The organism is Micromonospora sp. NPDC005686 (genome assembly GCF_042871665.1).
Lineage (GTDB): Bacteria > Actinomycetota > Actinomycetes > Mycobacteriales > Micromonosporaceae > Micromonospora.
In genome coordinates, this window is the sequence record NZ_JBIAIY010000002.1 from 585,626 (window position 1) to 599,163 (window position 13,538).

The 13,538-nt window shown below is 72.6% G+C and carries 16 protein-coding genes; 14 read left to right on the forward strand and 2 right to left on the reverse strand.

Annotated features, from left to right (window positions below; genetic code table 11):
• Positions 1–94 precede the first annotated feature (94 nt).
• The 10 genes from map to truA all read left to right on the forward strand — a co-directional run bounded on the left by map (position 95) and on the right by truA (position 6,497).
• Entirely contained in the window at positions 95–949 is an 855-nt protein-coding gene (gene map, locus ACFYON_RS06690) for a type I methionyl aminopeptidase (protein ID WP_355093706.1), read from the forward strand.
• A 74-nt stretch (positions 950–1,023) separates the two neighbouring features.
• Complete coding sequence (locus ACFYON_RS06695; RefSeq protein WP_387188777.1) at positions 1,024–1,566, forward strand: DUF1707 domain-containing protein; 543 nt, start codon at positions 1,024–1,026, stop codon at positions 1,564–1,566.
• 232 nt (positions 1,567–1,798) lie between these two features.
• Positions 1,799–2,020, forward strand: a complete 222-nt coding sequence (infA, locus tag ACFYON_RS06700) for a translation initiation factor IF-1 (protein ID WP_007073013.1) — start codon at positions 1,799–1,801, stop codon at positions 2,018–2,020.
• A gap of 90 nt (positions 2,021–2,110) precedes the next feature.
• Entirely contained in the window at positions 2,111–2,224 is a 114-nt protein-coding gene (rpmJ, locus tag ACFYON_RS06705) for a 50S ribosomal protein L36 (protein ID WP_012184307.1), read from the forward strand.
• A gap of 208 nt (positions 2,225–2,432) precedes the next feature.
• Positions 2,433–2,813 carry a 30S ribosomal protein S13 gene (rpsM, locus tag ACFYON_RS06710; protein WP_013288614.1) on the forward strand — a complete coding sequence of 127 codons (381 nt, stop codon included), beginning with the start codon at positions 2,433–2,435 and terminating at the stop codon, positions 2,811–2,813.
• An 18-nt stretch (positions 2,814–2,831) separates the two neighbouring features.
• Positions 2,832–3,239: a 30S ribosomal protein S11 gene (rpsK, locus tag ACFYON_RS06715; RefSeq protein WP_013288613.1), complete on the forward strand. Its 408-nt coding sequence runs from the start codon at positions 2,832–2,834 to the stop codon at positions 3,237–3,239.
• Positions 3,240–3,253: 14 nt separating this feature from the next.
• Complete coding sequence (gene rpsD, locus ACFYON_RS06720) at positions 3,254–3,880, forward strand: 30S ribosomal protein S4 (protein WP_073828936.1); 627 nt, start codon at positions 3,254–3,256, stop codon at positions 3,878–3,880.
• A gap of 95 nt (positions 3,881–3,975) precedes the next feature.
• Positions 3,976–4,998: a DNA-directed RNA polymerase subunit alpha gene (locus tag ACFYON_RS06725; protein WP_007073009.1), complete on the forward strand. Its 1,023-nt coding sequence runs from the start codon at positions 3,976–3,978 to the stop codon at positions 4,996–4,998.
• 34 nt (positions 4,999–5,032) lie between these two features.
• Positions 5,033–5,593, forward strand: a complete 561-nt coding sequence (gene rplQ / locus ACFYON_RS06730; RefSeq protein WP_354870412.1) for a 50S ribosomal protein L17 — start codon at positions 5,033–5,035, stop codon at positions 5,591–5,593.
• Positions 5,594–5,663: 70 nt separating this feature from the next.
• On the forward strand, positions 5,664–6,497 hold the full coding sequence (gene truA, locus ACFYON_RS06735; protein ID WP_354870415.1) for a tRNA pseudouridine(38-40) synthase TruA: 834 nt from the start codon (positions 5,664–5,666) through the stop codon (positions 6,495–6,497).
• Positions 6,498–6,504: 7 nt separating this feature from the next.
• Here the strand turns inward: truA and ACFYON_RS06740 are convergent, their stop codons facing one another.
• On the reverse strand, positions 6,505–7,710 hold the full coding sequence (locus tag ACFYON_RS06740; protein WP_354870418.1) for a hypothetical protein: 1,206 nt from the start codon (positions 7,708–7,710) through the stop codon (positions 6,505–6,507).
• A gap of 125 nt (positions 7,711–7,835) precedes the next feature.
• Here ACFYON_RS06740 and ACFYON_RS06745 point away from each other — a divergent pair, with 125 nt between their 5' ends.
• From ACFYON_RS06745 to ACFYON_RS06760, 4 genes are read left to right on the forward strand one after another with little or no spacing between them, the layout of a single operon-like run.
• The gene (locus ACFYON_RS06745; protein WP_354870421.1) at positions 7,836–8,441 is read left to right on the forward strand and encodes a methyltransferase; all 606 of its coding nucleotides are present in this window, start codon (positions 7,836–7,838) and stop codon (positions 8,439–8,441) included.
• A gap of 41 nt (positions 8,442–8,482) precedes the next feature.
• The gene (locus tag ACFYON_RS06750; protein WP_354870424.1) at positions 8,483–10,162 is read left to right on the forward strand and encodes an ATP-binding cassette domain-containing protein; all 1,680 of its coding nucleotides are present in this window, start codon (positions 8,483–8,485) and stop codon (positions 10,160–10,162) included.
• Positions 10,159–10,956 (forward strand): nucleotidyltransferase domain-containing protein, encoded by a 798-nt coding sequence (locus ACFYON_RS06755; RefSeq protein ID WP_355047515.1) that lies wholly within the window; start codon positions 10,159–10,161, stop codon positions 10,954–10,956. Before ACFYON_RS06750 ends, ACFYON_RS06755 begins: the two co-directional genes overlap by 4 nt.
• A 38-nt stretch (positions 10,957–10,994) precedes the next feature.
• The gene (locus ACFYON_RS06760) at positions 10,995–11,957 is read left to right on the forward strand and encodes an aldo/keto reductase (RefSeq protein WP_354870429.1); all 963 of its coding nucleotides are present in this window, start codon (positions 10,995–10,997) and stop codon (positions 11,955–11,957) included.
• A gap of 556 nt (positions 11,958–12,513) precedes the next feature.
• Here the strand turns inward: ACFYON_RS06760 and ACFYON_RS06765 are convergent.
• A complete protein-coding gene (locus ACFYON_RS06765) occupies positions 12,514–13,425 on the reverse strand; it encodes a DUF559 domain-containing protein (protein WP_355095063.1) in 912 nt (303 codons plus the stop codon).
• Positions 13,426–13,538 lie beyond the last annotated feature (113 nt).

A 13,538-nucleotide genomic window follows, 5' to 3' on the forward strand; every position in this document is an offset into this window, starting at 1 on the left:
CCCACCCGCCACCCGGCGGATAGAGTGCGAACAGCGGGGTACGCGCGACGTGCCCCGCTGCTCCGCGTACGCGCGACGAAAGGTGAACACCGCCATGCGCCGTCCCCAGCTGGACATCCAGCTGAAGACCCCCGAGCAGATCGAACTGATGCGGGCCGCCGGTCTGGTCGTCGCCCGCGCCCTGCGCCGGATGCGAGAGGCGGTGGCGCCGGGCGTGTCGACGGCCGACCTGGACGCGATCGCCGAGTCGACCATCCGCGAGGCGGGCGCCGTGCCCTCGTTCAAGGGCTACCACGGCTTCCCGGCGTCGATCTGCTCCTCGGTCAACCGGCAGGTGGTGCACGCCATCCCGTCGCCCCAGCAGGTGCTGCGCGAGGGAGACCTGATCTCGATCGACTGCGGCGCGGTGCTGGACGGCTGGCACGGCGACGCGGCGGTCACGGTGCCGGTCGGCGAGGTCGACCCGGCGCTGCTGCGGATGACGGCGGTGGCCGAGGACGCCATGTGGGCCGGAATCGCCGCTGCGGCGCGCGGGGCGGCCTCCGGCAAGGGCCGGCTCACCGACATCTCCCACGCGGTCGAGACCGCGGTCCGCAAGGGCGGCCGGTACGGCATCGTCGACGGCTACGGCGGCCACGGCATCGGCACCGAGATGCACCAGGACCCGCACGTGCTCAACCACGGGCGTCCCGGCAAGGGGCCGCGCCTGGTGCCGGGCATGGCGCTGGCGATCGAGCCGATGATCACGATGGGCTCGCCGCGTACGGTCGAGCTGTCCGACGGCTGGACCGTGGTGACCCGCGACGGGTCGATCGCGGTGCACGTCGAGCACTCGATGGCGCTGCTGGACGACGGCGTGTGGGTGCTGACCGCCGAGGACGGCGGCCGGGCCCGCCTGGGCGATCTGGTGACCGCGCGGCAGACGTCGGTCGGCTCTCCGGCCGTCTGATCGCCGACCGCCGACCGCCCCGATCGGCGGCGCGCACCGTGCCGCCTTGGCGATCGGGTGCCATGCTGGTTCCCATGGATGAGCGCAACCGGATGCGGGCGGCCGACGCGGACCGGGAGGCCACCGCCGAGCGGCTTCGAACGGCACTGGCCGAGGGCCGGCTCGACCTGGACGAGTACGACGATCGGCTGCGTCAGGCGTACGGGGCCAAGACCTACGGCGAGCTGGACGCGCTGCTGACCGACCTGCCCGGCACCGCGCCGGCCGAGCGCTCCCTGCCGGCTCCGCGCGCGACCGGGGAGAGCGGCGTGGCCGCCCGGGGGCGGTCGGCGCTGAGCGCGCGTAACGCCTGGCTGCTGGAGGTCTGGGGCCCCTGGCTGAAGGTGGCGCTGATACTCACCGCGATCTGGTTCGTCTCCCAGCTCGGTGAGGGTGAGTTCGAGGTCGACGACTACTGGCCGGTCTGGGTGCTCGGCCCGTGGGGCGCCGTGGTGCTCTACCAGACCGTGCAGGGGCTGGCCACCGGGGCGCCGGAGAAGGACGCCGAGCGGCGGCGACGCAAGCAGGTCGAGCGGGAGACCCGCCGGGCGGCGAAGCGGGAGCTGCCGGAGACGTGACCTGCGTCATATCCGCGCCGTCCGGGTGACCGTCGCGCCGGTCGGTTTGGCGAGCGCGTGCGGGTCGGCGTACACTTTCAGATCGGCGCACAGCGTCCACTCCGCCATGCCCACCCTGCGCTTCGGTGGGAGTCGGAGCCGCGGCTGGCGCGGGTTTTCTGATCATGGTCAGTTCACCCGTGTAAGACGTTGTGGGCCGTCCGGAGCAACCGACGTCAGGACAGCGGAGTACATGCCGAAAAAAGACGGAGCAATCGAGATCGAGGGTCGGGTCATCGAGCCCCTGCCGAACGCCATGTTCCGGGTGGAGCTCGCGAACGGCCATAAGGTGCTCGCGCACATCAGCGGCAAGATGCGGCAGCACTACATCCGCATCCTGCCGGAGGACCGGGTCGTCGTCGAACTCTCGCCGTACGACCTGACCCGCGGGCGCATCGTCTACCGCTACAAGTAAGCCTGACGGCGGCCGGGAGACCCGTGTCCGTCTTCGACGTCCGGATCGCGCACCGCCGCGGCTCCGGGCCAGATGGGAAGTAAGGCAACCGTGAAGGTCAAGCCGAGCGTCAAGAGGATCTGCAACAAGTGCCGGGTGATCCGCCGGCACGGCCGGGTCATGGTCATCTGCACCGACCCGCGCCACAAGCAGCGCCAGGGCTGACGCCCCACACATCACCAACTCGTCCCAGCCGCGGTCGGGTGCGCAGCGCGTACCCCCTCGTGGTTGACCCCCGGTCGGAGGCCGGGGCCCGCTCGGGCAGCGACCCATCCCGGTCGCCGGCGTTCGTCGCCGGAAGGACAGGGACGTCGCGTAGCGGGGTGGGACGGGTCCACACCTCCGCCACACATCACGAGGAGTACGCCCGCACATGGCACGTCTAGTCGGCGTGGATCTCCCCCGCGAGAAGCGGATGGAGATCGCGCTCACCTACATCTTCGGGGTCGGTCGCACCCGCGCCCTGGAGACGCTCGCCGCGACCGGCATCTCGCCGGACAAGCGCGTTCGGGACCTCACGGACGAGGAGCTCGTCGAGCTCCGGAACCACATCGAGGGCAACTACAAGGTTGAAGGCGACCTGCGCCGCGAGGTCGCCGCTGACATCCGCCGCAAGGTCGAGATCGGCTGCTACGCCGGTATCCGGCACCGCCGTGGTCTGCCCGTGCGTGGCCAGCGCACCAAGACCAACGCGCGGACCCGGAAGGGCCCGAAGCGGACCGTGGCCGGCAAGAAGAAGCCCGGCAAGAAGTAACTAGGAGCGCACAGACTTATGCCACCGAAGGCTCGTGCCGGAGCCGCCGTCAAGAAGGTCCGGCGCAAGGAACGCAAGAACGTCGCCCACGGGCAGGCGCACATCAAGAGCACCTTCAACAACACCATCGTGTCCATCACGGACCCGACCGGTGCGGTCATCTCCTGGGCCTCCTCCGGCCAGGTGGGCTTCAAGGGCTCCCGCAAGTCGACTCCGTTCGCCGCGCAGCTCGCCGCCGAGGCCGCCGCGCGCCGCGCGATGGAGCACGGCATGCGCAAGGTCGACGTGTTCGTCAAGGGTCCCGGCTCCGGCCGGGAAACCGCCATCCGTTCGCTGCAGGCAGTGGGCCTCGAGGTCGGGCAGATCTCCGACGTCACGCCGCAGCCGCACAACGGGTGCCGTCCGCCGAAGCGTCGCCGGGTCTGAGAGGTTAGAGAGAGATGGCTCGTTACACCGGTGCTGACTGCCGCCGTTGCCGGCGGGAGAAGATGAAGCTGTTCCTCAAGGGCAGCAAGTGCGATGGTCCGAAGTGCCCGTTCGAGTCCCGGCCGTTCCCGCCCGGGCAGCACGGCCGCGGCCGCACGAAGGAGACGGAGTACCTGCTCCAGCTCCGTGAGAAGCAGAAGGCCCGTCGTGTCTACGGCGTGCTGGAGAAGCAGTTCCGCGGCTACTACGAAGAGGCCGTGAGCAAGGAGGCCAAGACCGGCGAGGTCCTGCTGCAGATCCTTGAGTCGCGGCTGGACAACGTGGTCTACCGGGCCGGCTACGCCAAGTCCCGGGACATGGCCCGTCAGCTGGTCAAGCACGGTCACTTCACGGTGAACGGCAAGAAGGTCGACATCCCGTCGTACCGGGTCAAGGAGCACGACATCGTCGAGGTGCGTGCGAAGAGCAAGGAACTCACCCCGTTCCTGGTGGCACAGGGTGAGGCCGGCTCGCGGACCGTCCCGGCGTGGCTGGAGGCGATCCCGAGCCAGATGAAGATCCTCGTGCACTCGCTCCCGGCCCGTCAGGTGATCGACACCCAGGTCCAGGAGCAGCTGATCGTCGAGCTCTACTCCAAGTAAGGGCTCGTTGCGGTGGCCCGCTCTCCGGGGCGGGCCACCGGAACAGTTGTGTCGTGGGCGTCAAATAGCGGGCGCCCCGGAAGAGAAGAGAAAAGATGCTCATCAGCCAGCGACCGTCTCTCTCCGAAGAGTCGATCAACGAGACCCGCTCCCGGTTCACCATCGAGCCGCTGGAGCCCGGCTTCGGCTACACCCTGGGCAACTCGCTGCGGCGTACGTTGCTGTCGTCCATCCCGGGTGCGGCTGTCACCTCGATCAAGATCGACGGTGTGCTGCACGAGTTCACCACGATCCCCGGGGTCAAGGAGGACGTGGTCGAGCTCGTCATGAACATCAAGGAGCTGTGCGTCAGCTCCGAGCACGACGAGCCGGTCAGCATGTACCTGCGCAAGCAGGGCCCGGGCGACGTGACCGCCGGTGACATTCAGCCCCCGGCCGGTGTCTCGGTGCACAACCCGGATCTGAAGCTCGCCACCCTCAACGGCAAGGGCCGGCTCGACATGGAGCTGACCGTCGAGCGGGGTCGCGGCTACGTCACTGCGGCGCAGAACAAGCAGGCGGGCGCCGAGATCGGCCGGATCCCGGTCGACTCGATCTACTCGCCCGTGCTCAAGGTGACGTACCGGGTCGAGGCGACCCGTGTCGAGCAGCGCACCGACTTCGACCGGCTGATCATCGACGTCGAGACCAAGCCGTCGATGGGCCCGCGTACCGCGCTGGCCTCGGCCGGCTCGACGCTGGTGGAGCTGTTCGGGCTCGCCCGCGAGCTGGACGAGACGGCCGAGGGCATCGACATCGGGCCGTCCCCGCAGGACGCCCAGCTGGCTGCGGACCTGGCCCTGCCGATCGAGGAGCTGGACCTGACCGTCCGCTCCTACAACTGCCTCAAGCGCGAGGGCATCAACTCCGTTGGTGAGCTCATCGGGCGTACCGAGGCCGACCTCCTCGACATCCGCAACTTTGGTCAGAAGTCGATCGACGAGGTCAAGATGAAGCTCGCCGGGATGGGCCTGGGGCTGAAGGACTCGGCTCCGAACTTCGACCCGGCGCACGTCGTGGACGCCTTCGGCGAGGCCGACTACGACACCGACGACTACCGCGAGACCGAGCAGCTCTAGTCCGCGCTGCCGCCATACCTGAGGAGCACCAAGCATGCCCACGCCCACCAAGGGCCCCCGCCTCGGCGGCAGCCCCGCGCACGAGCGGCTGATGCTGGCCAACCTGGCCACCGCGCTGTTCCAGCACGGCAAGATCCAGACCACCGAGACGAAGGCCCGGCGGCTGCGTCCGCTGGCCGAGCAGCTCATCACCAAGGCCAAGCGCGGCGACCTCGCCTCGCGCCGCCGGGTGCTGGGCGTCGTCAAGGACAAGGACGTGGTCTACGCCCTGTTCGACCAGATCGCGCCCCGGTACGCCAACCGCAACGGTGGCTACACCCGGATCGTGAAGACCGGTCCGCGCAAGGGTGACGCCGCTCCGATGGCGATCATCGAGCTGGTGGAGGAGCTTCAGGTCGCCGAGCCGAAGGCGAACAAGAAGACCGCCGCCCGCAAGGCCGCGCAGCAGGACAAGGTCGAGGCCCTGGCCCCGGCCGAGGAGACCCCGCGCTCCAGCGCCGACGACCAGGACGCCGAGGCGCCGGTCTCGGCGTCCGGTGACACCGCCGCCGCCCGCGAGGACAGCGACGAGGCCACCGAGAACGACAAGGCCTGAGATCAGGCTCGACCGGGCCCGGCATCCCCTCGGGGGTGCCGGGCCCGTCGCCGTCGACAGGAGGTACGAGGTGGACGAGCGGATCCGGCTGCGGCTGGACGTCTCGTACGACGGCACCGACTTCTCCGGCTGGGCGCCCCAGCCGACCCGGCGCACCGTGGCGGGCGTGCTCATGCAGACGCTGGATCTGGTGCTCGGCGCGGGCACGGCGACCGGGCTGACAGTGGCCGGGCGTACCGACGCCGGGGTGCACGCCGCCGGGCAGGTCTGCCACCTCGATCTCCCGGCTGCGGTGTGGCGGGAGCACGAGGGGCGGTTGCTGCGCCGGCTGGCCCGGCTCCTCCCGCCCGACGCCCGGGTACGCGCGATGACCGAGGTGCCGGCCGACTTCGACGCCCGGTTCTCGGCCACGTTCCGGCGCTACGAGTACCGGGTCACCGACGCCCCGTGGGGCGCCGAGCCGCTGCGCCGCCGGGACACTCTGGCCTGGCCGAAGCCGCTGGACCTGGCGGCGCTGAACGCCTCCGCCGCCGGGCTGGTGGGGGAGCACGACTTCGCCGCGTACTGCCGGCGCAAGGAGAACGCCACCACGCTGCGCGAGGTGACCCGGCTGGACTGGCGGCGTGATCCGGACGGGATCCTGGTCGCCACCGTGCAGGCCGACGCGTTCTGCCAGAACATGGTGCGCAGCCTGGTCGGGGCGATGCTGGTGGCCGGCGACGGTCGGCGGCCGGTGCGGTGGCCGGCCGGGCTGCTGACCCGCCGTGAACGCTCCAGCGAGGTGACCGTGGCGCCGGCGCACGGCCTCGCCCTGGTCGAGGTGGGTTACCCGGCCGACCCGGCCGAGTACGCCCGGCGCGCCGAGGAGACCCGCCGGTTGCGGGTGCCGGTGGCCGAGGGCTGAGCGCGGCTCAGTCGGTGCCCCGCTGACCGGCGCTGTCGTCGGCCGAGTCCGCGTCGGGCTGCCCGGCCGTTCCGGTGGCCACCCGGCGGTCCAGCACACCCCGGTTGAGGTGCAGCTCGACCAGGTCGTACATGATCTCGCGGGCGGTCGCGTCGTCGCTCGGGAGGCGCTCGCCGTCGGCGCGGGTGACCAGGCAGTAGGCGACGTAGTGGCCGCGTACCTGCCAGGCGACCCGGGCCGCGGCCTTCTCCACCGCCTCGGTGCCGTCGCCCGCCGCCATGCCACGGAACCGTCCCTGGCGCGCGTCGAGCAGCGGCCGGATGCGGTCGCGTACCCGCTGGGCGGTGGCCACGTCGGTGAGGTTGAACAGACCGGCGGTGATCAGGTGGTCGCCGTCGGGGGAGCGGAGCGTGCCCCGCACGACCTGGTTGCAGCCGAGCCGGACCAGCAGGTCGGCGATCTCGCCGGTGGCCGCGACCTGGCACTTCGTGCTGGCCTGGGTCTTCAGCACCCGGTAGGCCGGCTTCTCGTCGGCGACCACCACGTCCTTGAACGGGAAGACCTCATTGGCGGTGAGTGACGCCTGGTCGGTGTCCCGGGAGTCCAGGTCGGTGCCGCCGGACGGCGTGCTCGGCTCGGTCGGCTGCGGTGTGGGCTGGGCGGCGGGCGGCGTGGCGGTGCGCTCGTCCAGCAGTGCGGCGACTGCGAGCCCGGTGAGCGAGAGCAGGAGCAGTACGGCGGCGCCGCCGACGAGCGTCTGCCAGAACCGGCCGCCGCCGCGGCGCTCGGTGCGCCGGGTCCGGGACGGCTCGGAGGCGGCGGCGCGGGCGGTCGGGCTGGCTTGGATCGGCACCGTCTGCCGGTTCGCCGCGGCCGGTACGGGCGCCGGCATCGGCGGCGCGGGCTGCGGCACCGGGGAGGGCTCCCGCGGTGGCGCGGGGCGTCCGGGTGTGGGTGCCGGGGCCGGTGGCGCCGGCATCGGGGCGCGGTCGTCGGCCGCCTGCTCGTCGGGGCCGGCCTGTTCGTCGGGGCCGGCCGGCGGCAGCGCCGGTTGCGCGGTGGGGCGCGGCGGCGGGGGCAGCGACGGCGTGGGGAAGCGGGAGCGTGACGGACCCGCGGGCGGGGGCGTCGTGGCTGCGGGCCCGTTCGGGGCCGACCCGGGCTTCGGGTACTCCAGGAAGGCGTCCTCATCGGACTCGTACCGGTACACCATGTGGCATAGAGTAAGACTGATTGTCCCTTTCAGGGGTAATATCGGGAAATTCTGGCGGAGTGGCGTCGGACCCTGCCCGTGACACCGTCGCCGGAACCGCTGCGGCCCGGTGCGAGAATGCGGGCGTGACCGGCGACCACTACTTCACCGCTGAGCCCTCGACCCCGGCCCGCCCGCGCGAGGTCGAGTTCACAGTCGCCGGGCGCGACTACACGCTCGCCTCGGCCGGCGGCGTCTTCTCCGCCGACCGGCTCGACCCGGGCACCGCAGTGCTGCTGCGCAAGGCCGAACTGCCGGCCGCCGACGTCACCGGCGCGCTGCTCGACATCGGCTGCGGCTTCGGCCCGATCACCTGCGTCCTGGCCACCACCGCACCGAAGGCCACCGTCTGGGCGGTGGACGTCAACGAGCGCGCCCGCGCCCTCACCACCGCCAACGCGGCCCGGGTCGGCGCCGCCGAGCGGGTACGCGCCGTCGCGCCGGACGAACTGCCGGACGACGTCACCTTCACCCAGATCTGGTCCAACCCGCCGATCCACATCGGCAAGCCGGAACTGCACGGCCTGCTGCTGCGCTGGCTGCCCCGGCTCGCCCCGGACGGCGTGGCCTGGCTCGTCGTCGCCCGGCACCTCGGCGGCGACTCGCTGCACCGCTGGCTGGCCGAGCAGGGCTGGTCAGTCGAACGGCACGCCAGCCAGAAGGGCTACCGGGTACTGCGCGTCACCCGGTAATCCGGTGTCGCCCACCGGCCCGGCTCGGGCAGGATGCCCGCGTGGGATACGTGGACGTGGCAGGAGTCGGGCACATCCTCCCGGACGGGCGTGAGCTGTTCAGCGACGTGTCGTTCCGGGTCGGTGAGGGCGCCAAGGTGGCGCTCGTCGGTCCGAACGGCGCCGGCAAGACCACGCTGCTGCGGATGGTCGCCGGTGACCTGCCGGTGAAGACCGGCGCGATCGCCCGCTCCGGCGGTCTCGGCGTGATGCGGCAGTTCATCGGCATGATCGGGGACGATTCCACGCTCGCCGACATGGCGCTCTCCCTCGCCCCGCCGGCGCTGCGCGACGCCGGGCTGCGGCTCGCCGAGACCGAGGCGGCCATGCGGGCGGCCGAGGTCCGCGGCAAGTACAGCTCCGCCGCCGGCAAGACCCAGCTCGCGTACGCCGAGGCGCTGGCCGTCTGGGGCGAGACCGGCGGGTACGAAGCGGAGGTCCTCTTCGACACCGTCACCACCATCGTGCTCGGCCTGCCCTGGGACAGCGCCCGGGACCGGCCGGTACGCACGCTCTCCGGCGGCCAGCAGAAGCGCTTCGCGCTGGAGTTGCTGCTGCGCGGCCCGGAAGAGGTGCTGCTGCTCGACGAGCCGGACAACTTCCTCGACGTACCCGGCAAGCGCTGGCTGGAGGCGCGGCTACGCGAGTCGGGCAAGTCCGTGCTCTACGTCTCGCACGACCGGGAACTGCTGGCGCAGACCGCCGACCGTGTGGTCGCGGTGGAGGGCGGCAGCGCCTGGGTGCACCCGGGCGGCTTCGCGAGCTGGCACTCCGCCCGGGTTGCCCGGCACGCCCGCCTCGACGAGCTGGGCAAACGCTGGGACGAGGAGCACCAGAAACTGCGTGAGCTGATGCTGATGTACAAGCAGAAGGCCGCGTACAACGCCGGGATGGCCTCCCGCTACCAGGCCGCGCAGACCCGGTTGCGCAAGTTCGAGGAGGCCGGGCCGCCGCCCGTACCCCCGAAGGACCAGGACATCCGGATGCGCCTGACCGGCGGGCGGACCGGCAAACGCGCGGTGATCGCGGAACAGTTGGAGCTGGACGGCCTGACGTACCCCTTCGACCTGGAACTCTGGTACGGCGACCGGGTCGCGGTGCTCGGCGCGAACGGCACCGGCAAGTCGCACTTCCTGCGCCTGCTGGCCCGGGGCGGCACCGACCCGGAGCCCGGCAACACCCCTGTCGACGGCGCCGCCGCGCTCGCGCCCGTCGCGCACGGCGGCGTGGTCCGGCTCGGCGCGCGGGTCCGGCCGGGACACTTCTCGCAGACCCACGACCGGCCGGAGCTGATGGCCAAGACGCTCGTCGAGGTGCTGTGGCGCGGCGACGACCACCGGGCCGGCATGGACCGGCACGCGGCCATGGCGGCGCTGTCCCGGTACGAGCTGGCCGCGCAGGGCGACCAGCGGTTCGGCACGCTCTCCGGCGGGCAGCAGGCCCGGTTCCTGGTGCTGCTGCTGGAACTGTCCGGGGCCACGCTGCTGCTGCTCGACGAGCCCACCGACAACCTCGACCTGGCCTCGGCCGAGGCGCTGGAAGCCGGCCTGACGGCGTTCGAGGGGACGGTGGTCGCGGTGACCCACGACAGGTGGTTCACCCGCACCTTCGACCGGTTCGTGCTGTTCCGCGGCGACGGCGACGTGGTGGAGACGCCGGAGCCGGTCTGGGACGTCGGGTGATCGGCCAGGACCTGGCCGAGCGGCTGTGCGCGGTGGACGGCGTGGTCGCGGTGGCGCTCGGCGGCAGCCGCGCCCGCGGCGACCACCGGCCCGACTCCGACTGGGACCTGGGCCTCTACTACCGCGGTGAGCCCGACCTGGCCGGGCTGCGCGCGGTGGCCGCCTCGGTCGCCGACGGGCCGGTGGACCTCACCGCCCCGGGCGGCTGGGGGCCGTGGGTCGACGGTGGCGGCTGGCTGCGCGTCGGCGGCGTGCCCGTGGACTGGATCTACCGCGACCTGGACCGGGTGCACCGGGTCTGGGCGGACTGCCGGGCCGGCCGCTACAGGGTCGAGGTGCAGGCCGGGCACCCGCTCGGCTTCTACTCGCACGCGTACGCCGGGGAGGTGGCGCTCGGGCGGGTGCTCGGCGACCCGACCGGCGAGCTGACCGCGCTGCGGGCCGAGACCGTCGACTACCCGCCCGCGCTCGGCGCCGCGCTGGTCGCCGGTGGCTGGGAGGCCGGGCTGCTGCTCGACGGCGCCGCGAAGGGCGCGGCCGGAGGTGACTCCGGCTACGTGGCCGGCTGCCTGTTCCGGGTGGTCGGGGTGCTCGTCCACGCGCTGCACGGCCGGGCCGGACGATGGCTGGTCAACGAGAAGGGCATGATCGCCTCGGCCGGGCACCTGCCGGGAGCGCCGCCGGAGTTCGCCGAGCGGGCGCAGGCACTGCTGGGCGCGGTGGGGCGTACCCCCGAGGAACTGGCGGCCACGATCGGCGCCGCCCGGGTGCTGGCCGCCGAGGTGCTGGGCTGAGGTGCTCGCCCGTTGGGCGCCCGGCCCGCGGGCATAGAGTGGATCTCGTGAGTGAGATGACCTATCGCCGGCTGGGCGACTCCGGGCTCGTGGTGTCAGTAGTCGGTATCGGCTGCAACAACTTCGGCCGCAAACTCGATCTCGACGGCACCCGGGCGGTGGTGGACGCGGCGCTCGACGCCGGGATCAACTTCTTCGACACCGCCGACATCTACGGCGAGCCGCAGGGCGCCTCCGAGGAACTGCTCGGGCAGGCGCTCAAGGGCCGCCGCGACGACGTGGTGGTGGCCACCAAGTTCGGCATGGCCATGAACGGCGCGAACGGGCCGGACCACGGCGCCCGGGGCGCCCGCCGCTACATCGCCCGCGCGGTCGAGGCGTCGTTGCGCCGGCTCGGCACCGATCACATCGACCTGTACCAGATGCACGAGCCCGACCCGGGCACCCCGATCGACGAGACGCTCGCCGCGCTGGACGACCTGGTGACCGCCGGGAAGGTGCGCTACCTGGGCAACTCCAACTTCGCCGGCTGGCAGATCGCCGACGCCGACTGGACCGCGTCGTCGCAGGGGCGCACCCGGTTCATCTCCGCGCAGAACCACTACTCGCTGCTGGAACGCGGCGTGGAGGACGAGGTGATCCCGGCCTGCGAGCGGTTCGGCCTCGGCATGCTGCCGTTCTTCCCGCTCGCCAACGGGCTGCTCACCGGCAAGTACACGCGCGGCGAGGCGGCCCCGGCGGGCAGCCGCCTGGCCGGTGGCGGCCGGTACGCCGAGCGGCTCGCCGCCGCGCGCTGGGACGTCATCGAGGCGATCGAGGCGTACGCGGCCGAGCGCGGGATCAGCATGCTCCAGGTGGCCATCGGTGGCCTGGCGGCGCGTCCCGCGGTGACGTCGGTGATCGCCGGTGCCACCACCCCCGAGCAGGTGAGGGCGAACGCCGAAGCCGGCACGTGGCAGCCCACCGACGAGGACCTGGACGCCCTGGACGCCATCCTCTGACGTCCCTGCCCGCGCGGACGCGCCCGCCTGCGCGTCGGGCCCGCGCGCGTTCGGCCCGTCCGCGCGTTCGGTCCGCCCGCGCGTTGGGTCCGCTCGCGCGTCGGGCCCGCTCGCGCGTCGGGCGTGCGCTCGCGCGTTCGGTCCACCCGTGTTCGGTCCGCCCGCGCGTCGCAGGTGCGTCCGCTCGTCGGCGTGCGAGCGTCGGGGCTTGCCCCGGCTCGGCGGGCGTGCGCACACCGGGGCCGCCCGCGCGCGCAGGCACCCATGGCGTTCCACTCAGAGGCAGCGCCCACGATGGGTGGAACGGTATGGGTGTCAAGGAGGCATTGAGACACTCATGGCGTTCCACTCGTCGCCAGATTCAGTCGCGGGTGGAACGCCATAGGTGTCTGCGGGCGGCCTCCTGACGCCCGTGGTGTCTCGGCCGGCCCGGCCCGGCCCGGCCAGACACCGGGTGGCGGTGGCCGGGCCGGGGGCGCGGCGGGGCGAGACTCGGGGCTGCGGGCTGCGGGCGGCGAGCTGGAGGGTGCGGAGGGCGGCGAGCCGAGGGCGCGGATCAGTGGTTTGCTGCGGTGGCACGACGTTCGGCCAGGGCCTGGCGTACCAGGGCGACAGTGGCGTCGGGTCGGCGTAGCACGTCGTCGGCGGTGAACCGGAGTACGACCCACCCGGCCGCGCGCAGCGCGTTCAGGCGCGCCACGTCCCGCCGGAAGTTTGCCCGCTCCCGGTGGTGGTCGCCGTCGTACTCGACCGCGAGGCGGAGAGCCGGCCAGGCCAGGTCCACCCGGGCCACGAAGCGTCCGCCGGCGCGCACCTCGTGCTGGGCGGTGAGCGGGCCGAGACCGGCGTCGAGGAGGAGCAGCCGCAGTCGCGTCTCCATCGGGGACTCGCTCAACGGCTCGGCCAGCGCCAGCACCTCGCGCAGCAGCGGAGCGCCCGGCCAGCCCGGCCGGTCGGCGGCGTAGGCCCGCAGGGCGGGCAGCTTCACGACCCGGCGACGCAGCAGCGCGTCGACGGCGACCAACGCCTCGGCGAGTGAGCCCTGTCGGCCCAGGTCGAACGCGGTACGCAGCGGGGTGGTGACCGGCAGACCGCCGACGAGGGTGCGGTCCCGCTCCGGCAGCGGCGACCGGACCAACCGCAACCGTGGGTGCGGTCGCAGTCGAGCAGCAGTCGGCAGCAGCACGGTGACCGGCGCGTCGCGGGTGAGCACGTCCGCGCCGAACAGCCAGGCGGCGCTGCGCCCCGCCAGCACGCCACCCGGAGGCAGGCGCAACGCCACCGCCTCGCACCACATCCGGTGGTCGTCGGCGCGGTGTCCGTCCCGGTGCACGTACACGTCCGGCAGCAGGCGGATCCACGTCGGCCCGCGCAGCATCGTCCAGGTGAGCAGCCCTTGGGAGACGGCGCGGCCGCCCCGGAACGGCAGGATCGCAAGGTTGCGCGGAACGCGGGCGGGAACGGACATCCGGGCAGCGTGTCGTGAGGAGACGGTCACCCGCTGTCCCAATCCGGCGGACGGCTGGTTCCTGGAAAAACCTCACCCGGCCTTCCGTACGGGCGGGAGGCGTCGTACGGTAG

What these genes read in the sequence shown, in the direction of transcription:
- map (WP_355093706.1), top strand. Translation starts at nt 95, where the DNA reads ATGCGCCGTCCCCAGCTGGACATCCAGCTGAAGACCCCCGAGCAGATC.
- ACFYON_RS06695 (WP_387188777.1), top strand. Translation starts at nt 1,024, where the DNA reads ATGGATGAGCGCAACCGGATGCGGGCGGCCGACGCGGACCGGGAGGCC.
- infA (WP_007073013.1), top strand. Translation starts at nt 1,799, where the DNA reads ATGCCGAAAAAAGACGGAGCAATCGAGATCGAGGGTCGGGTCATCGAG.
- rpsM (WP_013288614.1), top strand. Translation starts at nt 2,433, where the DNA reads ATGGCACGTCTAGTCGGCGTGGATCTCCCCCGCGAGAAGCGGATGGAG.
- rpsK (WP_013288613.1), top strand. Translation starts at nt 2,832, where the DNA reads ATGCCACCGAAGGCTCGTGCCGGAGCCGCCGTCAAGAAGGTCCGGCGC.
- rpsD (WP_073828936.1), top strand. Translation starts at nt 3,254, where the DNA reads ATGGCTCGTTACACCGGTGCTGACTGCCGCCGTTGCCGGCGGGAGAAG.
- ACFYON_RS06725 (WP_007073009.1), top strand. Translation starts at nt 3,976, where the DNA reads ATGCTCATCAGCCAGCGACCGTCTCTCTCCGAAGAGTCGATCAACGAG.
- rplQ (WP_354870412.1), top strand. Translation starts at nt 5,033, where the DNA reads ATGCCCACGCCCACCAAGGGCCCCCGCCTCGGCGGCAGCCCCGCGCAC.
- ACFYON_RS06740 (WP_354870418.1), bottom strand. Translation starts at nt 7,710, where the DNA reads ATGGTGTACCGGTACGAGTCCGATGAGGACGCCTTCCTGGAGTACCCG.
- ACFYON_RS06765 (WP_355095063.1), bottom strand. Translation starts at nt 13,425, where the DNA reads ATGTCCGTTCCCGCCCGCGTTCCGCGCAACCTTGCGATCCTGCCGTTC.